This window comes from Rhodoferax sp., assembly GCF_044236835.1.
Taxonomy (GTDB): Bacteria; Pseudomonadota; Gammaproteobacteria; order Burkholderiales; family Burkholderiaceae_C; genus Allorhodoferax.
This window is the reverse complement of the sequence record NZ_JBIIGC010000018.1, coordinates 40,389-60,990: the sequence shown is the minus strand read 5'-3', so window position 1 is coordinate 60,990 and position 20,602 is coordinate 40,389. Positions and strand designations below refer to the sequence as shown.

At 63.8% G+C, this 20,602-nt stretch carries 18 protein-coding genes; 4 read left to right on the top strand and 14 right to left on the bottom strand.

All coding sequences use genetic code 11. The annotated features are described in order from the left end of the window. Nucleotides 1-183: 183 nt before the first annotated feature. Nucleotides 184-393 (top strand): hypothetical protein, encoded by a 210-nt coding sequence (locus tag ACILRC_RS12525; RefSeq protein ID WP_395669706.1) that lies wholly within the window; start codon nt 184-186, stop codon nt 391-393. Next, the gene (locus ACILRC_RS12520) at nt 390-1,220 is read left to right on the top strand and encodes an urease accessory protein UreD (RefSeq protein ID WP_395669705.1); all 831 of its coding nucleotides are present in this window, start codon (nt 390-392) and stop codon (nt 1,218-1,220) included. The genes ACILRC_RS12525 and ACILRC_RS12520 overlap by 4 nt, the downstream gene beginning before the upstream one ends. A gap of 127 nt (nt 1,221-1,347) precedes the next feature. Here the strand turns inward: ACILRC_RS12520 and ACILRC_RS12515 are convergent, their stop codons facing one another. From ACILRC_RS12515 to ACILRC_RS12480, 8 genes are all read right to left on the bottom strand, one after another. Then, nucleotides 1,348-3,450 carry an FAD-dependent oxidoreductase gene (locus ACILRC_RS12515; RefSeq protein ID WP_395669704.1) on the bottom strand — a complete coding sequence of 701 codons (2,103 nt, stop codon included), beginning with the start codon at nt 3,448-3,450 and terminating at the stop codon, nt 1,348-1,350. An 8-nt stretch (nt 3,451-3,458) separates the two neighbouring features. Continuing rightward, nucleotides 3,459-4,964 carry an aldehyde dehydrogenase family protein gene (locus ACILRC_RS12510; RefSeq protein WP_395669703.1) on the bottom strand — a complete coding sequence of 502 codons (1,506 nt, stop codon included), beginning with the start codon at nt 4,962-4,964 and terminating at the stop codon, nt 3,459-3,461. Nucleotides 4,965-4,970: 6 nt separating this feature from the next. After that, a complete protein-coding gene (locus ACILRC_RS12505; protein WP_395669702.1) occupies nt 4,971-6,752 on the bottom strand; it encodes a 5-guanidino-2-oxopentanoate decarboxylase in 1,782 nt (593 codons plus the stop codon). Next, on the bottom strand, nt 6,749-7,963 hold the full coding sequence (locus tag ACILRC_RS12500) for a pyridoxal phosphate-dependent aminotransferase (RefSeq protein WP_395669701.1): 1,215 nt from the start codon (nt 7,961-7,963) through the stop codon (nt 6,749-6,751). Before ACILRC_RS12500 ends, ACILRC_RS12505 begins: the two co-directional genes overlap by 4 nt. 13 nt (nt 7,964-7,976) lie before the next feature. Beyond that, nucleotides 7,977-8,672, bottom strand: coding sequence for an ABC transporter permease (locus ACILRC_RS12495; RefSeq protein ID WP_395669700.1), 696 nt, complete (start codon nt 8,670-8,672; stop codon nt 7,977-7,979). Between the two features lie 18 nt (nt 8,673-8,690). After that, entirely contained in the window at nt 8,691-9,401 is a 711-nt protein-coding gene (locus ACILRC_RS12490) for an ABC transporter permease (RefSeq protein ID WP_395669699.1), read from the bottom strand. Nucleotides 9,402-9,439: 38 nt separating this feature from the next. Next, nucleotides 9,440-10,213, bottom strand: coding sequence for a transporter substrate-binding domain-containing protein (locus tag ACILRC_RS12485; protein ID WP_395669698.1), 774 nt, complete (start codon nt 10,211-10,213; stop codon nt 9,440-9,442). A 231-nt stretch (nt 10,214-10,444) separates the two neighbouring features. After that, a complete protein-coding gene (locus ACILRC_RS12480) occupies nt 10,445-11,206 on the bottom strand; it encodes an amidinotransferase (RefSeq protein ID WP_395669697.1) in 762 nt (253 codons plus the stop codon). A 126-nt stretch (nt 11,207-11,332) separates the two neighbouring features. Here ACILRC_RS12480 and ACILRC_RS12475 point away from each other — a divergent pair, with 126 nt between their 5' ends. Then, complete coding sequence (locus tag ACILRC_RS12475; protein WP_395669696.1) at nt 11,333-11,806, top strand: hypothetical protein; 474 nt, start codon at nt 11,333-11,335, stop codon at nt 11,804-11,806. A 33-nt stretch (nt 11,807-11,839) separates the two neighbouring features. Here ACILRC_RS12475 and ACILRC_RS12470 read toward each other — a convergent pair whose 3' ends face one another. Beyond that, the gene (locus ACILRC_RS12470) at nt 11,840-12,919 is read right to left on the bottom strand and encodes a quinone-dependent dihydroorotate dehydrogenase (protein ID WP_395669695.1); all 1,080 of its coding nucleotides are present in this window, start codon (nt 12,917-12,919) and stop codon (nt 11,840-11,842) included. 133 nt (nt 12,920-13,052) lie between these two features. Between ACILRC_RS12470 and rpiA the strand changes: the two genes are divergently transcribed. Then, nucleotides 13,053-13,739 (top strand): ribose-5-phosphate isomerase RpiA, encoded by a 687-nt coding sequence (rpiA, locus tag ACILRC_RS12465; RefSeq protein ID WP_395669707.1) that lies wholly within the window; start codon nt 13,053-13,055, stop codon nt 13,737-13,739. A gap of 6 nt (nt 13,740-13,745) precedes the next feature. Here the strand turns inward: rpiA and ACILRC_RS12460 are convergent, their stop codons facing one another. The 5 genes from ACILRC_RS12460 to ACILRC_RS12440 form a co-directional block, all read right to left on the bottom strand. Continuing rightward, complete coding sequence (locus ACILRC_RS12460; protein ID WP_395669694.1) at nt 13,746-14,372, bottom strand: DUF4124 domain-containing protein; 627 nt, start codon at nt 14,370-14,372, stop codon at nt 13,746-13,748. 32 nt (nt 14,373-14,404) lie between these two features. Beyond that, nucleotides 14,405-16,447, bottom strand: a complete 2,043-nt coding sequence (locus ACILRC_RS12455; RefSeq protein ID WP_395669693.1) for a M3 family metallopeptidase — start codon at nt 16,445-16,447, stop codon at nt 14,405-14,407. Further along, nucleotides 16,444-17,310: a bifunctional methylenetetrahydrofolate dehydrogenase/methenyltetrahydrofolate cyclohydrolase FolD gene (gene folD, locus ACILRC_RS12450; protein WP_395669692.1), complete on the bottom strand. Its 867-nt coding sequence runs from the start codon at nt 17,308-17,310 to the stop codon at nt 16,444-16,446. Before folD ends, ACILRC_RS12455 begins: the two co-directional genes overlap by 4 nt. A gap of 66 nt (nt 17,311-17,376) precedes the next feature. Then, entirely contained in the window at nt 17,377-18,003 is a 627-nt protein-coding gene (locus ACILRC_RS12445; RefSeq protein WP_395669691.1) for a response regulator transcription factor, read from the bottom strand. Between the two features lie 4 nt (nt 18,004-18,007). Next, nucleotides 18,008-20,443 (bottom strand): PAS domain S-box protein, encoded by a 2,436-nt coding sequence (locus tag ACILRC_RS12440; protein ID WP_395669690.1) that lies wholly within the window; start codon nt 20,441-20,443, stop codon nt 18,008-18,010. Between the last annotated feature and the right edge of the window lie 159 nt (nt 20,444-20,602).

The following is a 20,602-nucleotide window of genomic DNA, read 5'->3' as shown; positions in this document are numbered from 1 at the left end:
TGCCGCACTGCATCGCCAGTTAACTGGCGATGCAGTTCCCAAGAGCAAGACAGATACGCAGTTCAGTTAACCTTGCAAACCACGGACTTCTGGAATTTAGATTGGTACGGGGATTGGGGGCAGGTCAACCCCTCTAGTGGAACTTGGCGTTTCGTCAAATAGCTTTGGTGATGGTTTTCCTTTTTGAGCCTTGCTTACAACTTTGAAGATGAGCCGATGCGCGGGCTCCATTCGCTCGGCGTGACATTGCTGTCGCAGAAGGGTTATCGAGTTGACCAAACATGGGCGCTGAACTGGATACGCGGTTTTGCTTGCCGAGGCGCGCTGTGGCTGGTGTCCAATACGCCCATGCACAAATGGGCCGATTGCCGTTACCGCCGGGAGCAACCATGACCTGGCGCGCCACCCTGAATCTGGACTACGCCTTGGAGGCGGGGCGCACCGTGGCGCGCTATGCGCACGAGGGCCCCTTGCGGGTACTCAAAAGCCTGTACCCCGAGGGCGACGCCACCTGCCACAACGTGCTGGTGCATCCGCCGGGTGGGCTGGTGGGGGGCGACACCTTGCAGATGGCGCTGTCGGTGGCCTCTGGCGCCCACGGCTTGGTCACCACGCCGGGCGCCACGCGGTTTTACCGCTCAGAAGGGGCTAGCGCGGTGCAGCACACCACTGTGCGACTGGCAGCCGGAGCGCGCATGGAGTGGTTGCCCCTGGAAACCTTGCTCTACAGCGGCTGCGAGGCTGAAAACACCTTGGTCATGCACCTGGAGCCCGGCGCCGAGATGATGGGCTGGGACTTGAGCTGCCTGGGCCTGCCGCACGCGCAGCAGGCGTTTGTGGCGGGTCGCTTTTCGCAACACATCGAGATGCCCGGGCACTGGCTGGAGCGCGGCACCATCCGCGCTGACGACGCCCGCTTGCTGCACAGCCCCTTGGGTCTGGCGGGGCGCGCCTGTGTAGGCGCTTTGTTTTTTCTCAGCGGCAGCCCCCTGGAGCGCCAGCGCAGCGACGATGCACTGGCCCAGGCCCGCGCGCTGCTGCAGGACAGCCCGCTGCGCGGCGTCGCTGGCGTGAGCGCGGTGAACCGGCATGTCTTGGTGCTGCGCCTGTTGGCACCGCACAGCGAAGAGGCGATGACCTGCCTGCGCCAAGTGTGGTCGGCCTGGCGCCAGACGCTGTGGGCGCTGCCCGCTACGCTGCCACGCATCTGGGCTATGTAGCGGGGGGCAGGGGCAGGGGCAGGGGCAGGGGCAGGGGCAGGGGCAGGGGCAGGGGCAGGGGCAGGGGCAGGGGCAGGGGCAGGGGCAGGGGCAGGGGCAGGGGCAGGGGCAGGGGCAGGGGCAGGGGCTAGGCGTCTGGCACCAAGGCGATGCGCTCGCGCCGAAATGGCACCGCGTCGGGGTCGGCTGGGGCTGCATCCAGCGCGCGGGCGGCGCTGTGCCCGGCGTAGACAGCAGCCGCCACCGTGCCTGGCGCCCACGCATCGCCCACCGCCTGCACCGAGCGGATGCCAGCGGCCTGCCATGCATCCTGGCGCGCGAGCAGATCGGTGTATAGGCCGTCGCTGGGGTCGCGCATGGTGACCAGCACCAAACTTCCGCAGGCCAGGCTGGTGACGGCTTCGCTGTAGGTGTCGCGCAGTTGCACTTGCAGCCCATCGCCGTGGACGGCAAGGGCGGCGATTTCGGTTTGGGTGTGCACCTGCACGCCCAGCTTGAGCAGGCCCGATTGGACGCGGTGCTGCTCCATCGTCATGTCGGTGAACTCAGAGACCTTGACCGCCGGTGTGACCAGGTGCACCTCGTGGCCCTGGCGGCGCAGGCGCTCGGCCAAGGCGCCGCCCATGGTGTAGTGGTCGTCGTCGTACACCACCACGGGCGACTGCAGGGTGGCTCCGGCAAACACGGTGTCCGGCGTGAGCACCCGGGCCATCACCGCCGCGGAGCTGGTGCCCGGCAGCGGCTCGCGGTGCTGGCGACCCAGGCCGTCGTTGCGCCAGGTGGCGCCGGTGGCCACGAACACGCGCGCAAAGCCGAACGCAAGCACCTGCTCGGCGTCCAGACGGCTGTTGAGGTAGATCTGCACCTGCGGCATTTTTTGCAGCGCCAGCATGCGGTGGTCCGCCACCCGCATCCAGCTCGACAACCCTGGCAGCGAAGCCTCGTGCAGCAGGCGGCCACCCACACGTTGACCGGCTTCGGCCAGGGCCACGGTGTAACCGCGCTGCCCCAGCGCGCGTGCCAGTTCCAAGCCGGCCGGACCAGCGCCCACGACGAGCACCGTGTCCTGCGATTGCGCCGGTGCGATGCGCTCGGGGTGCCAGCCCTTGCGCCACTCTTCGCCCATGGTCGGGTTTTGGGTGCAGCGGATGGGTACGCACAGGTTGTCGCCGGTAACGCAGATGTTGCAGCCTATGCACTCGCGGATGTCGTCGAAGCGGCCTTGCTCCACCTTCTGTGGCAGGAAGGGGTCTGCAATCGAAGGGCGGGCAGCACCAATCAGGTCCATCACGCCGCGCCGAATAGCCGACACCATGGCGTCGGGCGAGGTGTAGCGGCCCACGCCGACCACCGGTTTGGTGGTGACCGATTTAACAAAGCGGATGTAGGGCTCTTGGTAGCCCTCTTGCGAGAAGCGGGCGGTTTGGCTGTCGTTAGACCAGTCGGCAATGTTCACGTCCCACAGGTCGGGCAGTTCGGCCAGCATGGCGATCACGTCACGGCCCTCGTTTTCGGCGGTGATGCCCAGCGGCCCCAGCAGCTGGTCTACCGCCAGACGCACCACCACGCCGCAGCGGTCGCCCACCGCGTCCTTGGTGTCTTCGATGAGTTCGCGCAGAAAGCGCACCCGGTTTTCCAGGCTGCCGCCGTATTCGTCGGTGCGGCGGTTGGTACGCCGCGAGATGAAGTGCATAGGCATGCCCAGGTCGTGTCCAGCGTACACGTAAATGAGGTCGAAGCCAGCGTCGCGGGCGCGCAGGGCTGCGGTGCGGTGCCAGCGGCGCACGTTTTTGATGTCGGTCTTGTCCATGGTGCGGGCCTGGATGGGGTCCAAGGCCTTGACCGGAATGTGCGAGGGCGCCATGGGAATCTCGCGGCTGTAGCGGTTGGGGGTGGCGTAGCCGTTGAAGAACAGCTCGGCACCGGCCAGTGCGCCGTGTGCGTGGCAGGCGTCGGTCATCAGGCGCAGGGCAGGGATGTCGCGCTCGTCCCACAGGCGGCCTTCAAAGTGCGGCGCGATCTCCGAAAAAGGGCTGATCTCGATCTCTTCGGTGCACACCACGCCCCAGCCGCCCTCGGCCTTGACGCCGCGCATGGCGGCCAGTGCGGCGGGCTTGCCGTGGCCCATGCCGTTGCAGTGGGGCACTTGGTAGAAGCGGTTTTTGGTGGTGACCGGGCCAATGCGTACCGGTTCAAACAAGATATCAAAGCGGGGATCGCGTTGGGTCATGGCGGTGCTCAAAAGTCAAACTGCACGCCTTGCGCCAAGGGCAGCGCGGCGGAGTAGTTGATGGTGTTCGTGGCGCGGCGCATGTAGGCGCGCCAAGCGTCGGAGCCGGATTCGCGGCCACCGCCGGTTTCCTTTTCGCCACCAAACGCACCGCCGATTTCTGCGCCCGAGGTACCAATGTTGACATTGGCAATGCCGCAGTCCGAGCCGCTGGCGGCGATAAAGGCTTCGGCCTCGCGCAGGTTGAGGGTGAAGATGGCGCTGGATAGACCTTGGGGCACCGCGTTGTTGAGCGCAATGGCCTGCTCCAGCGTGTCGTACTGCAGCACGTACAGAATCGGCGCAAAGGTCTCTTGTTGCACCACTGCGGTTTGGCCCGGCATGTCCACCAAGGCCGCCTGCACATAGTAGGCATCGGGATACTCCGACTGCAAAACACGCTGGCCCCCCACCACGACGCCGCCCTCGCTTTGCGCCTGTTGCAGCGCCGCCTGCATGGCCTCAAAAGCAGCGCGGTCAATGAGCGGTCCCAGCAGCGTGCCTGCGGCATCGGGGCGGCCAATGACGAAACTGGCGTACGCTTTTTCAAGGCGGGCCATGACCTGCGCGTGGATGCTGTGGTGCACGATCAGCCGGCGCGCCGTAGTGCAGCGTTGGCCCGCTGTGCCTGCTGCGGCAAATGCGACCGCGCGCACCGCCATGTCGAGGTCGGCGCTGGGTGCAATCACCATCGCGTTGTTGCCGCCCAGCTCGAGCAGGCTGCGCCCAAAGCGCGCCGCCACCTGTTGCGCCACAGCGCGGCCCATGCGGGTGCTGCCGGTGGCGCTCACCAAGGCGACTTGGGGATGCGCCGCCAAGGCTTGGCCGACATCCGCCAAGCCGGGCAGTACCTGGCACAGGTTCTCGGTGAGGGCAGGTTGGCCAAACCGCTGGCAGGCCTGCTCCAGCAAAGCCTGCACTGCCAGCGCGCACAAGGACGCTTTCTCGCTGGGCTTCCAGACCACCGCATTGCCACACACCAGCGCCAGGGCCGTGTTCCAAGACCACACCGCCACCGGGAAGTTGAACGCGGTAATCACCCCCACCACGCCCAGCGGATGCCAGGTCTCCATCATGCGGTGGCCTGGGCGCTCGCTGGCCATGGTCAGCCCATGCAGCTGGCGCGAGAGCCCCACCGCGAAGTCGCAGATGTCGATCATTTCCTGCACTTCACCCAGGCCCTCGGAGTGGACTTTGCCCACCTCCAGCGAGACCAGGCGACCCAGCGCGTCTTTGTGCTCGCGCAGCACCTGGCCTAGCAGACGCACCAGTTCGCCGCGCTGGGGTGCAGGCACATTGCGCCAACGCAAAAATGCGACCTGCGCGCGTGCCACGGCCGCTTGCGCGTCTGCCGGGCTGGCAGCATGGACCCGGCCGATCACGCTGCCATCGATGGGACTGTGGCTCGCCAGTGTTCCTGTTTGGTAGGCGGAGGGCGAGACATGCAGGGCTTGCAGGAGGGGGTTGATGTCCATGGTGGCTTAGGGTTGGAAGGTGGGTGCAGAGGTTGAGGCCATTAGCTCAATCAGCAGCGGCGCGCTGGCCTGCCGCACGGCCATGGCGATCTCGCCTGCAAGTTGGTGCAGCGGACTTGCTTGGGGTGGGAGGGTGGCGTCGTTCAGTGCGTCGGCTGGTGCGCTGGCTGGTGTCGTGTGGGCTGTCGCAGTCTGGGCTCCAAGGTGTGTCGGCCAGATGAAGCGGCGTGCCTGCCAGCCATAGGCCAGGGCGGCAGCGACAAAGTCCGGCGTGTGCAAGTCCACGCCAAGGGGCGTGACACCGGCGGCCTGCATCGCCGACTTGATTTCTCCGTAGCCTTGGTTGTTGAGCAGCACCACCGTCAGCTTTGCGCCCACTTCCACCGCAGTTCCCATCTCGGCCAGTGTGAATTGAAAGCCGCCATCCCCGGCCAGACACACGACGCAGCGTTCGGGTTCACCCAGCGCAGCGCCAATTGCAGCGGGCATGCCATAACCCAGCGCACCAAAGCCTACCGACGCGTTGAACCAAGTGCGGGCTTGCAGGGCCGCAAAACCCATGTTGCCCGCATACACCAAGCGGGTGGAGTCGCCCACAAAGCGCGCGTTCGGCAGCGCATCGCGCAGGGCATGCAAGAAGTCGAGGTCGGCGCGCATGCTCGGCGCCAGTTCCTGGTACCCCGCCACGCGGGTGGCGTGGGCGCGCTGGGCGCCCCGGGTAAGCGGCGCAGGTTCTGGGTGCAGTCTTGCTGATGGTGGCACCGCTTGCATGGATTGCGGGTTTGCGGAGCCAAGCTCCTGCGACAGTGCGGACACGCTGGCTTTGGCGTCTCCCAACAGCGCAATATCAGGCGGGTGGTTACGCACCATGTGCTGCGCATCGATCTCTATGCGCATCAGCCTGCCGGGGAGTTGGAAGGGTTCGCGTTCGTAGCTGTTGTAGTCGGTCGGTCCCAGCTCGGTGCCAACCGCCAGCACCACGTCGCTCTGTGCCACCAGCGAACGCACCGCAGCAAACGACGGGCTTGCCGACACCCCCAATGGGTGGTCGGGTGCCAGCAGCCCGCGGGCGTTGATGGTCATGACCACCGGTGCGTCCAGTCGCTCGGCCAGCGCCGCGACATCCGCGCCCGCATGCACCGCGCCACCGCCCACCAGCATCAGCGGCTGTTGGGCCGACGCCAGCGCGGAGGCGGCCGCGCAGATAGCGGAGTGTGCGGCAGGACCTGACTGAAGTCGGGCAGGTGCCTTGCGCTGGAGCGACTCCGCCGGGGCAGCCATCAGGTGCAACGGAATCTCGATGTGCACCGGCCTGGGTCGGGCAGCATCAAAGACTGCAAATGCGCGGGCCAGCACCTGGGGCAACTCGGCTGGATGCTGAATGGTGTGGCTGAAGGCGCAGACGTGTGTGGTCATCGCCTGCTGGTGCGGCAACTCATGCAAGTACCCATCACCCGAGTCCATGCGCCCAGCCGGATTGACACCGGAGACCACCAGCATCGGTACCGAGTCGGCGTAGGCCTGGGCCATGGCGGTCAGGATGTTGGTTAGACCGGGGCCAGTGATCACAAAGCACACACCGGGCCGACCGGTCACACGCGCATAGCCATCGGCCATAAAACCCAGGCTTTGCTCGTGGCGCGCCGTCACATGCCGCATGCGCCGCTCGGCCAGGCCACGGTACAGCTCCACCGTGTGCACCCCGGCAATGCCGAACACCGTGTCGACCCCATAGCCAAGCAGCAGATCAATCAGTTGCCCACTCAGGGTTTGAGGTTGTGCGTTCATGGTGTGCCCTGTGGCGCGGTTGCCAATATGCGGGGTGCTTGCCGCAGTCCCAGAACGTAGGCGGCAATGCGTGTGCAGGCATCGGTCAAGCGCGCCACATCAACGACAAAGCCCAGGCGCACAAAACCCTTGGCCGTCGAGCCAAACGCCTGCGCGTCCAGCACCGAGACGCCGGTTTGCTGGAACAAGCCCCAAGCAAATTCGTGGGCCGACAAGCCGGTGCCCCGAATGTCGATCAGCATGAACATGCCCGCTTGCGGCAGCCGGCACTGCAATCCTTCCACCTTGGAGAGCAAACCGTAGGCCAGGTCGCGTCGGCGGCGGTACTCGTCACGCATCTGCGGCACCACCGTGTGGGCCTGTGCCAGCGCCTCCAGCGCGGCTTGCTGCACAAATCCGGGCATGCCGTACAGCATGCACAGGACCAAGTTGGACATGTGCCCGATCAAGGTCTCGGGCCCAATCGCCCAGCCCAAGCGCCAACCCGCCATGGCGTGTGATTTGGACAGGCTGCCAACCGTCACCGTGCGCTGTGCCATGCCGGGCAGCGCTGCGATGCTGGTGTGGGCCTGCTCAAAGGTGAGGTCGGCATAGACCTCGTCAGACACCACCCACAGGTCGTGCGCGATGGCCAGCGCGGCAATCTGTTGCAGGCACTCCAGTGGCATGACCACACCCGTGGGGTTGCACGGGGTGGCCAGAAAAATGGCCCGGGTGCGCGGCGTGATGGCGGCCGCAAGCGCCTGCGGATCGAGCGCAAAGTCGCGCTCTGCATCGACCGGCACCGGCACCAGGCTGGCGCCGCTGGCGCGGATGCAGGCGGCGTAGGTGAGGTACATGGGCTCGGGCACCAGCACCTCGTCGCCGGCTTCACACAGGCACATTGCGGCGCTGAAGAGCGCGTTCTGGGCGCCGCTGGTGACGATCACCTGCTCCAGCGCAACGGCTTGGCCGCTGCGGTCTTCGTGGTGCTTGGCGATGGCCTGGCGCAGCGCGTCGCGCCCGGGAATCGGGGTGTAGTGCGTGTCGCCTGAGCGCAGGGCCTGGACTGCTGCTTCGGTGATGCACTCGGGGGTGGCGAAGTCGGGGTCGCCCACGCTCAAGACAATCACATCCTCACCGCGCTGCTGGGCTGCTTGTGCCTCAAAGTGGATGTGCCAGGCGTCTACTGCGTCGCCGGCGATGCGTGTGACTAGGTGGGAGTAATGCATGGGACAAAGGGTTTCAAAGTGGGCGGTGGGTGGGCAGCCTGCGTCCGATGCGGCGAAAACCCCACTCGATCAGCAGCGCCAGCACCAGGTACAGCGCAGCCGTCACCAGCAAGGGTTCGTAGGTGCGTAGGGTCTGGGTACGTACAAAGTTGGCAGCGCCCAGCACATCCATCACCGCCACCGTGGAGGCCAGCGCGGTGCTCTTGAGCAGCAGCACGGTTTCACCTGCCAACGATGGCAGCAGGATTTGCAAAGCGCGCGGCAGCCAGATACGCCGAACCATCAGGCCCCAGGGCATGCCCAGCGCACTGGCGGCTTCCAGTTCGCCCTTAGGAACCCCACGCAGACCACCCCGGATGACCTCGCCCACATAGGCGCCCACGCTAACGGCCAGCGCCAGCACGACGTACCAGAATCCATCGCGCAGGTACTCCCACAAGAAGCTGTCGCGCACCGCCGGGTACTCGGCAAACAACATGCCCAGCCCGTAGTACAAAACATAGATCTGCACCAGCAGCGGGGTGCCCCGTATCGTGTTGGTGAATGCCAGGCTGGGCAATGCGATGAGCGGGTTCGTGGACACGCGTGCAAAGCCCACCGCAATCGCCAAGGCAAAGCCCAACACGCCGGAGTACAGCAACAGCGCCAGCGTGGTTTGCAGCGCCGGCAAAAAGTACGACTGGTAGGTACTAAGCCATTCAAAGTCCATGGGATGCTCCGGGTACCGCTAAAGCGAAGGCATCCAGCGGCGAAAGCGGCCTTCGACATGCGCCACCACCCGGTTGGACAGCAAGGTGATGGCCAGGTACATCGCGCCAACCGACAGATAGAACAGCAAATACATCTTGGTTGAGCCGGCAGCCTGCTTGGCGGTAAACAGCAACTCGTTATAGCCCACCACACTGATCAGCGCGCTGTCCTTGAGCAAGGTCATCCACAAATTGGACAGACCGGCCAGGGCGAATGGCATCATGGCTGGCACCAAGATACGTCGAACGATCATGGATTGACTGCAACCAAACGCCCGTGCGGCCTCGAAATGCCCCGGTGGAATGGCCAAAATCGCGCCCCGAATGATTTCGGACGCGTACGCACCTTGCACAATGCCCAGCACCACCATGCCCGAGATGAAACCGTTGATTTCCACGGGTTCGCGCCCCAGCCAATCCATGAGTGCATTGACCAGATCGCTGCCCGCGTAAAACAGCAGCAAGATCAGCAGCAGCTCTGGCACTGCGCGACACACGGTGATGTAGACATTGGCCCCCAACACCAAGGCGCGCACGCCGCTGAGTTTGGCTATGGCTACCAAGAGCCCGATGACCAGACCCATTGCAAAGGCACCCAGCGAAATCTGCAGCGTGACCACGGCGCCTTGCAACAGCACCGGGCCCCACTGCAGCACCACCGTTTGCAAAAACTGGTCAACCCAGTGCATGCAGCGTCCTCATCGGGGTGTGGCCAAACGGGTGGTGCTTACTTGGCTTTGATGTCGGTCTTGAAGTAGCGCTTTTGTAGCGCATCGAACTCGCCATTGGCATAGAGCTTTTTGATCGCAGCGTCGAGCTTTTGCTTGAGTTCTTTGTCTTCCTTGCGCACCCCAGCACCCACCCCTGGACCAAACAACGGGTCTTTGGGTGCATAGCCTTTGCTCTCTAGGTTGGCGGCGGGTTTGGTGGCCAAAAAGTCGACCGCTGGCAGAGCGTCAAGCAGCATGATGTCGACCCGTCCGGCGATCATGTCGGCATTGAGTTCGTCCTGGGTGTTGTAGTACTTGACCCTGGTGTCCTTGGCGTAGTACTTCTTTGCGAAATCCGCATGGGTGGTAGAGGACTGCACGCCCAGAATCTTGCCCTTCAGACCAGCCGGTGTGGTGGGCGCCTTGAAGCCTTTTGCAGCGACGAACTCAGCCTCGGTAAAGTAGTAGGGGATGCTGAAGGCAATGACTTTTTCGCGTTCTGGCGTGATCGACATGGACGAAAAGATCACGTCGATTTTTTTGCTTTGGAGTGCCGGAATCAGCCCATCCCAGGCGACCTCACCAATCTTGCAATTGGCCTTCATTTCCGCACACACCTTGTTGGCCAGGTCGATCTCAAAACCTTTCCACTTGCCGTCGGCCTGCTTCTCGAAGAACGGTGGATAGGGTTCCGCCGAAATGCTGACTCTGAGGTCTGCGGCCAGGGCCATCTGTGCGCTGCATGCAAGCGCGGCCAAACCAAGAACTGACTTGAAACGATTCGATTTCATTTTTTCTCCTGAGAGTTGGACAACAACTAAGCCACCCAGGCCCTGCGGCGCGGCGAACCGTGCCCAAGAGCTGTGTGGCTTGCCGCGGGACAGGGCCCAAGGCTCAGCAGAGCCTAAGACCTTGATCTCGCCCGGATGCTGTGGCATCCCAGGGCGCGATAGCTTGCAGGCGAACTCTGTTGCGCAGCCGATTGGCCGGCGCGCACGGTGGAGGTTCGCTAGCTCAAACATTCAAAAGCGCAGTGACAGGCAGGTCAGGCCGCCGTCCATCTTGCGAATTTCGTCGGTGTCCAGGGTAATGATCGGCAGGCCAATGCGCTGCAGCTGCGCCAACGTGTCGGGAAAGCCTCTGGGGGTCAGCAGGGTGTCGTTGATCCACAGGGTGTTGCCCGCGTACTCTTCTTCTTGTGCCACCACAATGTGCTCGAAGTCTTGCAGTGCTGGGTGCCGTGCCATCGCTTCATTGAGCACCAGCGTGTTGCGGCCGACGTAGTTGACCAGTGATTTCAAGTGCAGCCCGTCGCTGACCCCGATCGTCTGTACCGAGTAGCCAAAGGTTTCGACCAACTGGGCCAGCGCGCGTGCGCCGGCTTCATTGGTGCGGCCTGTCAGGCCAACAAAAAATCGCTTGTGCACCATCAGCACGTCGCCACCATCCATGTGGGCGCCGGCACCCATTTCTGTCACGGTGCGAAACCGCGCAAGCACTGGCGCGATGGTCGCTGTCTCCCCACGGCGAGAAGGTGCCCCGGGGTGGGTAAGCAGCGCGAACTCGGGGCCGACCACTGCGGTGTCTTCGACGAAGTGACTGTCCGGGAAAGCGCTCTGGGCGGGCAGCAGGGTCACGGTGAGCCCCAGTCCCAGGAGGGTGCGCACATAGGCGTCGAATTGGGTGCGCGTGCGCTCGGGATCGGGGCTGCCAAGCGACGCGGTGCTCAGGCCTTGTGCGCAGGTATCGGAGGGCACGCGGCAGATGGCTTGGGTGTAGTGCATAAGCATCAGCATAGCCAGAATTTCCGGCTAGGTGGAAACCCGAGCAACGTGCTGAGGCAGGCGGCCCGGTAAGATGCCAGCTCACCCGTTGCTCTTTTGACATCGCCACTGCCCCGGAGGATTGCCATGTTTTTTCGAAGCTGCGCCCGCACTTTGGGACGACTGGCCTTGGCTGTCCTTGTGGTGTCGCTTGGCGCATGTGCCAAGGTCAACGACACAGCCTTGGGTCTGGTTTCTACCAAGGTGCCGGCCTACGCCATCATCAACGGCAGTTTGATCTCGGGCGAGGTGGTGCTGATTCCAGACCGCACCGGCCGGGTGCTATTGGGGTCCAATGTGGCGCTGCGTTGCGCTGGCAGCATGCGCCACACCGCAACACCGTCGGGATCGGTCTCGCTCACCTGCAGCGACGCCAGCACCACCGAGCTGCAATACACCTTGCTGACCGAAACCCGTGGCTATGGCTACGGCAGCAACGCCAATGGCCCCACCAGCCTGGTGTTTGGTCTGCCCGCTGCAGACGCCCGCGCGTTTTTGACGGTGCCTGCTGGCAAGCGGCTGGCGCTGTCAGCAGCAACCGGTACGCTGGAGCTGCAGTAGAGGCGTCGGCTGTCTTTGGCGTCGCTGCGTTACTCAACGGCGCAGCGCGCGGATCGCACGCGCTGACTCGCCCACCAAGCGTGGCCCACGGTAAATCAGCCCAGTGTAGATTTGTACGATGTCGGCACCGGCCTCGATTTTGGATACCGCGTCGGCGGCGCTCAGGATGCCGCCCACACCGATGATGGGGAAGTCCGCTCCGAGCGCCTGGCGCAGCTGGGTGATGACCCGGTTGCTCAGCTCCAGCACCGGCGCGCCCGAGAGGCCGCCAGCTTCTTGCGCATGCGCCAAGCCTTGCACCGCATCGCGCGCAACCGTGGTGTTGGTGGCGATCACGCCCCAGGCTTGGGTGGGTCGTCCTTGTGCGTCGCAACCGTAGCGCTGCAGCGTGGCCGCCACCAGCGCGATTTGCGTGGCGTCCAGGTCGGGCGCAATCTTGAGGAACACCGGCTTGCGTTGCCCGTGCTGCTGGGCCAGCGCGGCGCTGTGGGTATCGATGGCTGCCAGCAGCCCATCCAGCGCCGCATCGGTTTGCAGGCTGCGCAGATTCTTGGTGTTGGGGCTGCTGATGTTGACGGTGATGTAGTCCGCATGCGGGTAGACGCCACTCAGGCACTGCAGGTAGTCCTCGGTGGCCCGCTCCATCGGAGTGGCCGCGTTCTTGCCAATGTTCAGCCCCAGCAGCACACTGGGGTGTTTGCTTCTGCGCAGAGCGGAGCGCTGAACATTGGCCACGAAAGCCGCCAGCCCTTGGTTGTTAAAGCCCAGCCGGTTGATGAGTGCATTGGCCTCTTGCAGACGAAACATGCGGGGCTTGGGGTTGCCGCTTTGCGGCAGTGGTGTGACGGTGCCCACCTCGATAAATCCAAAACCCATGGCGCCCAAGGCGTCAATGCAACGCGCGTTTTTGTCCAAACCTGCAGCCAGGCCGACCCGGTTGGGGAAACGCAGCCCGGCCACGGTGATCGGATCGTCGACCCGCGTTGCGCGGTAGGCGAGTTGCAAGGGGTTGCCTTGGCTGGCTGCCAGCGCCGCCAAGGTCAGGTCATGGGCCTGTTCCGGGTCCAGGCCAAACAAAAAGGGACGGGCCAGGCCGTAGGGAACAAGGGGCATGGATAATTCCTGCGGTCATTTTTAACTCCTGCGATTCTCCCCCATGCCATCCCAACCCGACTCTTCCGCGCACCGCGCTGAGCAACCCGCCAATGCCAGCGGCGAACTGCCCGAGGGCGCATCAGGCGGAGCGATGCCGCAGCGCTGGACCCAGGACGAACTCAAAGCCCTGGTGGGGCGCGCTGCGCTGCGCTATGTGGTGCCCGGCGAGATCGTGGGCGTGGGCACGGGCTCCACCGTGAACAAGTTCATCGACGCCTTGGCCAGCATGAAAGACCAGATCGCTGGTGCGGTGTCGAGTTCCGAGGCAAGCACCGAACGGCTGCGGGCGGTGGGCATCACCGTACTGGACGCCAACGCGGTGGACCGCCTGTCGGTGTACATCGACGGTGCCGACGAGATTGACGGCCAGGGCTGCATGGTCAAAGGCGGGGGTGCGGCCCTCACTCGCGAGAAAATTGTTGCTGCGCTTGCTGACCGTTTTGTTTGCATCGCTGACGAGTCCAAACTGGTGGCCACACTGGGCGCGTTCCCGCTGCCGGTGGAAATCATTCCCATGGCAGCGCGCCGACTGGGCGCTCAGTTCGCCAGTTTGGGCGGGCAGGCGGGCGTGCGCCAGCATGCCGGCGCGCCCTTGGTTACCGACAACGGGCAGTGGATTCTGGATGTGTCTGGCCTCAAGATCACGCAGCCCTTGGCATTTGAGACCATGGTGAGCCAGTGGCCGGGCGTGGTGACCGCGGGCGTGTTTGCCCACCAGCGTGCGCAGGTGTGCTTGCTTGGCACCGCCTCGGGGGTGCGGGAATTGCACTTCGATTGAGAGGCGCTAGAACTTGATGCCGGCTGGGTTGCCGGCGGACGTGCTGTCCGGTAAGGGGCTTGTGGGGCTGGCAGGCCTGACCTCTGGGGTAGGAGTGGGCCTTTGCAGACCGACCAGCGGCGTGGGCATGGCCTGCCGGTAGCTCGGTGGCAGCTGTGAGACTGCGGGGTAGCCAGCGGCGTCCAGGGTCTGGCTCCATTCTTCACTGGAAAAGCCCGAAATTTTCTGCCCACCGATGGTCAGGAAGGGCAGGGCGGTTTGGCCGCTCAGGCGCTGCAGCGCCGCGATGTCTTCGGGGCTGGAAACGGTTTTTTCGGTAAACGGTATGCCGCGCGCGGTGAGCAAGCCGCGTCCTGCGCCGCAGGGTTGGCAGTCGGCCGTGCTGTAAAACGTGACGGGGAACTTGGATGCCACGCTGCGCAGCTCAAAGGGCAGGCTGGCGTTGGTGGCGGTGGCAGCCGCGCCCACACCCAGGGACGCCACTGTGCCTTGCTCAGGGGAGCTGGGCGGCTTGTCGGTGAAGGTTACTTTTCCGTCTGGCCCCACGATGCGGTAAATCGTCTGCGCCTGCAATCCGGCACACAGACAAAGCGCTATTGCGGCGACCGACATAGCAATCTTGGAATCGGGCATGGCTGTTCCTCGGTTGCGTGGCAGTGTAAGACCTAGGTTGCCATTCCTTGGTGCCGAAGTAACGCCGCGAGATCCGGTGCGCGGCCCCGAAACGCCTGGAAGGACTCCATCGCGGGGCGGCTGCCGCCGGCCTCAAGAATGCAGCGCAGGTAGCGCTGCCCGGTGTCTTTGCTGTGGGTGCCGTCGGGAGCAGCAGTTTCTTCCAGTGCGGCGTAGGCGTCTGCGCTCAGCACTTCGGCCCATTTGTAGCTGTAGTAGCCAGCGGCATAGCCGCCAGCAAAAATGTGGCTGAAGGTGTGCGCGGTGCGGCTCCACGTGGGCGATGCGATGACCGCCACCTCGTCCCGCACTTCTTGCAGCAGCGAGGTGAAGTCGGCAGTGGGCACATGCTCGGTGTGCAACAGCATGTCAAACAGCGCGAACTCAATTTGGCGCAAGGTCTGCAGACCGCTTTGGTAGTTCTTCGCCGCCAGCATTTTGTCGAACAGAGCCCGGGGCAGTGGCTCACCGGTCTCTACATGCGAGGTCATGTGGCGCAGCACATTCCACTCCCAGCAGAAGTTTTCCATGAACTGGCTGGGCAGCTCGACTGCATCCCACTCCACACCGCTAATGCCTGATACGTCACGCTCGTTGACCTGGGTCAGCAGGTGGTGCAGGCCATGGCCAAACTCGTGGAACAGGGTGGTGACATCGTCGTGGGTGAGCAGCGCCGGTTTGCCATCGACGCCGTCGGCGAAATTGCAGACCAAATGCGCCACCGGGGTTTGCAGTTGGCCCGTGTCAGGACGCAACCAGCGCCCACGCACATCGTCCATCCAGGCGCCGCCGCGCTTGCCTGCGCGGGCGGCCGGGTCCAGGTAGAACTGGCCCACCAGTTGCGGGCCCTGCGCAGTGCGCCGCTCGATGCGGTAGAAGGTCACGCCCGGATGCCATACCGGTGCGCTGTCGATGCGGATCTCTACGTCGAACAGGGTTTCGACAATCTTGAACAAGCCGGCCAACACCTTGGGCAGTGTGAAGTACTGCTTGACCTCTTGCTCGCTGAAGGCGTAGCGCTCTTCTTTGAGCCGTTCGCCTACATAGGGCCAGTCCCAGGGCTGCGGATCCTGCAAATTCAAGCGATCTTTGGCGAACTGGCGCAGGTCGGCGAGGTCTTGTTCGGCGAAAGGTCGCGCTTTGCGGGCCAGGTCGCGCAGGAACGTGACCACCGTCTCGGGCGAGTCGGCCATTTTGGGCACCAATGACAGTGCGCCAAAGTGGGGATAGCCCAGCAGCTGTGCCTCTTCCAGGCGCAAGGCCAAGATGGTGTGGATGGTTTGGGTGTTGTCCAAGTTGGGTCCGCTGGCGCTGGGCTGGTCGGACGCCCGCGTGACGTAGGCGCGGTACAAAACTTCGCGCAAGGCGCTGGAGCGTGCGAACTGCATGACTGGCAAGTAGCAGGGCATTTTCAGCGTGAGTTTGTAGCCCTCGCGGCCTTGCGCTTGGGCAGCTTCGCGCGCGGTTTGCTGCACGTCGGCCGGTACGCCTTCGAGCATGTCGGCGCTGGCGTAGTAGGCAAATGCGTCGGTGGCATCGAGTGCGTTTTCACTGAACTTCTGACCCAAGGCGGCTTGTTGCTCCTGGATCTGCGCAAAGCGCTCTTTGGCCGGACCCACCAGGTCGGCGCCGCCGAGCACAAAGTTGCGCAGCGCGTTCTTGTGGGCCTGCTGTTGCTCGGGGTTGAGGCTGGCGGTGTCGATGGCGCGGTACTTGGTATAGAGGCGCTCGTCGGCGCCCAGGCGCGTCCAAAACTCAGTGACCTTGGGCAGGGCCGCGTTGTAGGCGGCGCGCAGCTCGGGCGTGTCGGCCACGGCGTTGAGGTGGTTCACCGCGCCCCAGGCCGCGCCGAGTCGCTCGGTGGCGACATCCAAGGTGGCGGCAATGGCCGACCACTTCGCTGGATATTCGGGGCGCGTGACCGCCTCGAGGGCGGCATCGGCGGCCGTCAGCAAGGTGTCGATGGCCGGGCCGACATGCTCCGGGCGAATCTGGTCGAACAGCGGCAGGCCGTCGGGTTGCAGCAGGGGGTTCATTCGGCGGCCACGCGTTCTGCGGCTTCGAGGGTGTTGACCAGCAGCATGGTGATGGTCATCGGGCCCACGCCGCCGGGCACCGGGGTGATGTAGCCAGCCACTTGGCTCACGCCGTCAAAGTCCACATCGCCACAGAGCTTGCCCGCGTCGTTGCGGTTCATGCCGACGTCGATCACCACCGCGCCAGGTTTGACCATGTCGGCGGTGAGCACATTGCGCTTGCCCACTGCGGCCACGATCACATCGGCCTGCAAGGTATGGGACTTCAGGTTGGCGGTGCCGCTGTGGCAGACGGTCACCGTGGCGTTTTGTTGCAGCAGCATCAGCGCCATGGGCTTGCCTACGATGTTGCTGCGTCCGATGACCACCGCATGTTTGCCGCGCAGTGAATAGCCAATGGAGTCGAGCATCTTCATGCAGCCGTAGGGGGTGCAGGGCCAAAAGCCCGGCCGACCCACCATCAATGCGCCGGCACTTGCGACATGGAAGCCGTCTACGTCTTTGGTCGGCGAAATGGCCTCGATCACCAAGTTGGCGTCGATCTGCGGGGGCAGCGGCAGTTGCACCAGGATGCCGTGGATCTGGGGGTCGCGGTTGAGGGCGTCGATGCGGGCCAGCAAATCGGCCTGCGACATGCTGGCGGGGTACTGCTCCAGCACCGAGTGCATGCCCGCTTCGGCGCAGGCCTTGACCTTGTTGCGCACGTAGACATGCGAGGCCGGGTTGTCACCCACCAGGACCACGGCCAAACCCGGTATCAAGCCGCGCGCACGCAGGGCAGCAGTGCGGCGGGCGATGTCCCCGCGCAGTTGGGAGGAGAGGGCATTGCCGTCGATGCGTTGGGCGGTGGTGGGCAGGGTCATGGGCGTTTGAAGTCAAAAAAGCGCCCGCAGCCCCGAGGGGTCGGACGCAGGATGTTCAGAGGGGATTCAGGCCTTGGGGGCATTCTGCCCAAGGGCGATTTTGAGTAAGTCTGCCACGGTGTTGGCGCTGAGTTTTTCCATGATGTTGGCGCGGTGGGCTTCGACCGTTTTGATGCTGATGCCCAGATCGTCGGCGATTTGCTTGTTCAGTCGGCCTGCAACGATGCGCTCCAGCACCTGGGACTCGCGCAGCGTGAGCTTGGACAAAAGCGCGTCGCGGTTGGCTGCCAGTTGGTAGTCGGCAAACGAATCCTTGGCGTGGTCCAGCATGCGCTCGACCAGGCCCACCAGCTGGCCTTCGTTGAAGGGTTTGAGGATGAAATCCATCGCGCCTTTTTTCATGGTGTCCACCGCCATAGGCACGTCCCCGTGGCCGGTGATGAAGACGACGGGCAGGGGTGAGCGGCTTTCGATCAGGCGGTTTTGGAGCTCCATGCCGTTCATGCCGCCCATGCGGATGTCGACAATCAGGCAGGCCACTTCGCGCGCGTCGTAGCGACTTAGGAAAGACTCGGCCGAATCGAAGCAACGCACGCGGTATCCCTTGCCTTCGAGCAACCATTGCAGCGAATCCCGCACAGCCTCGTCGTCATCGACCACATAGACGGTTCCTTTTTTCGGGATCAGGCTCATTGGGTTATCCAGATGTTGGCAAGCTCGTGGCAGTGGTTCGTGCGGCGGGGTCAGGCGCCTCGGCCAGTGGCAGCCAAAAGGAGAAGCGACACCCCGCGATGTGGGCGCCATTGTAGATGTTCTCCCCGTTCATTCTGCCTAGGTGCGATTCGACAATCGAACGGCACAAACTCAGACCAATACCCATGCCGTCGGCCTTCGTGGAGTAGAACGCCTCGTACAAACGCGCCAGCACTTCGGGTGCCAGTCCGTTGCCGTTGTCCTGCACCGAGAACTCCAGCACCGCACCGGTTTCCATCTGCTTGGGCACCACCCGAAGTTCGACCAGACGCTGCGAAGTGGGCCGCTGCGCCAGGTCGATGGACTCGGCGGCGTTGCGCAACAGATTGACCAAGACCTGCTCGATCAAAATCGGATCCACCATCACCATCGGCAGGCGCGCCGCGATGTAGTGGTTCAATCGCACATTGCGCCTGCGCAGCTCGATCTCGGCCAGCTCGATGGCCTCGGCCACAATGAGATTCACGTCGGAGGGGCTGCGGTTGGGCTCGCTACGTTTCACAAACGAGCGTATGCGCTGAATGATCTGTCCGGCACGCTGGGCCTGGTGTGCGGTTTTTTCCAATGCGCCAAGTAGCTCGGGTTCGCTGATCTGGTGCTCTTTGATTCGCGAGACCATGCCGTTGCAATAGTTATTGATCGCGGTCAGTGGCTGATTGAGTTCGTGTGCCACGCTGGAGGCCATTTCGCCCATGGTGATGAGGCGGCTGGCGTTTTGTGCGCGCTCTGCCTGTGTGGCGGCTTGTTCCTCGGCCAGCCGGCGGCTGCTGATGTCGGTCGCAATCACCATCTGCGCAAGTCGGCCGTCCACCCAGCTCAGGTAGCGGGTGCGTACCTCCAGCCATTTGCCTAGCGCGCTCTCAAACACTTCGCCGCTCTCGGTCTCGGTGTCGGCCAGCGCGTCGGTGGGCAGGCCGGCAAAGGAGTCCACGGTGTCAAGCGACTCGTCACTGGTCGGGTTGGCGGGCACGCCGGCCTGGGCCACCAGTCGCAAATGGCCATCGGCTTGGGTGCCAAACCAATGGCGGTACAGCTTGTTGGCAAACAGCAGTTCATCCCCGCCTAAAGGCGCCACCGAGATGGACGCATCCAGCGCTTCGAGCACGGTCGTAAATCGTTGGTGCGACGCAGACAGTTGTTCGCGCACCCGGTTGGGCTCGGTGATGTCCGTCATGGAGGTGACCCAACCGGTCTGGTGCCCCATCGCGTCGACCAGCGGTGATACATACAGCCGTGCATCGAACATGCTGTTGTCGCGCCGCTTGACCCGAACCTGAAAGCCACCCGGTGCGTGTTTGCCGGCAAGTTCATCCTGCAATCGCGACATCAGTAACTCGTGGTCGTTCTCAGGCCAGTAGGGAAAGGGCGCGCTGCGCCCCACCAACTCGGCCTCGCTCCAACCCGTCATCTGGCAAAACGCGGGATTGACGTAGGTAATGCGACCGGTCAGGTCCATCGCGCGCATGCCGGTGAGCATGGAGTTCTCCATGGCGCGGCGGAAGTTGGTCTCCGATACCAGTGCCTGCTGCGCTTGCACCCGCCGCCGGGTATGGCGCCAGTTGGCGATCAGCATCCAGCCCGTCATCGCGCTCAATGCGCTCACCAACCAAAACAGCCCGCTGCCCACCAGTCCCAAAGACGCCCGATAGGGTTGTCCGCGGATCGACAGCCCAGTGCCCAAAGGGGATACCGGCATGGTGTAGCTGCCGGTGCGCTGTATCCAGGGCATTTGCCATGCGGTGCCGGGCTTATTGGGGATCGCAATGCCAGCCAGAACACGGCCTTGTTCGCCCAGCAAGGAGATCGCGTAGCGAGCAGACACCTCATTGGGCACTCCGTGGCGGTACAGGGCGTCCACTGACACTTCGGCTAGTACAGCGCCGGCAAACCGGTTGCGCTCGGTCAGTGGGACGTAGATGCGCATCATCGGGACATCCTCGAAGCTGTCTGCGCGCAGCAGGTAGGCTGGTTGGTTCATATCGCGCGCTTGCGAGAAGGCGGCGAAGTCGTCCTGCGTTTCCGACGGTCGAATGTCTTGGCGTGGCGGGGGCGAAAGCGTATTCAAGGTGCCCGACGCCACTTTGACGCGTCGGCGCTCGTCTATCCAGGCTAGCCCTTGCATTTCGGGGTACTGGTCGAGCAAGGCCATGGCGCGGGCGCGAAAGTCGTCGGTGTCGAGTTCGCGGTTGGATGTCTCTCGCGCCACTGAAGCGAGCTGCTCTTGGCTCTCCAGTAGCCGCAGGCGCAAGCGCTGCTGTGTGTATTCAACATCACGCTGCACAGCTTCTTGTTCGCGTGCAACTTCTTCGACGTGCAGGTAAACCAGCGCGGTGACGATGGCGGCAAAGAACAAGGCCACAGCCAGTAATGGCGCCAGCATGGCCACCCGGTCTTGCCGATGGGGAGTGAGCCGGCGCCACCAGCGTATGGCGGGCGAGGCGCTGGGCCTCGCGCGCAGGCCAGTCAGATGTGGTTGAGGGGGAGGTGGCACGAGGCGAGTGTAGGGGAGTGCATGTACTGTCGCATGCTGTTGAATTTC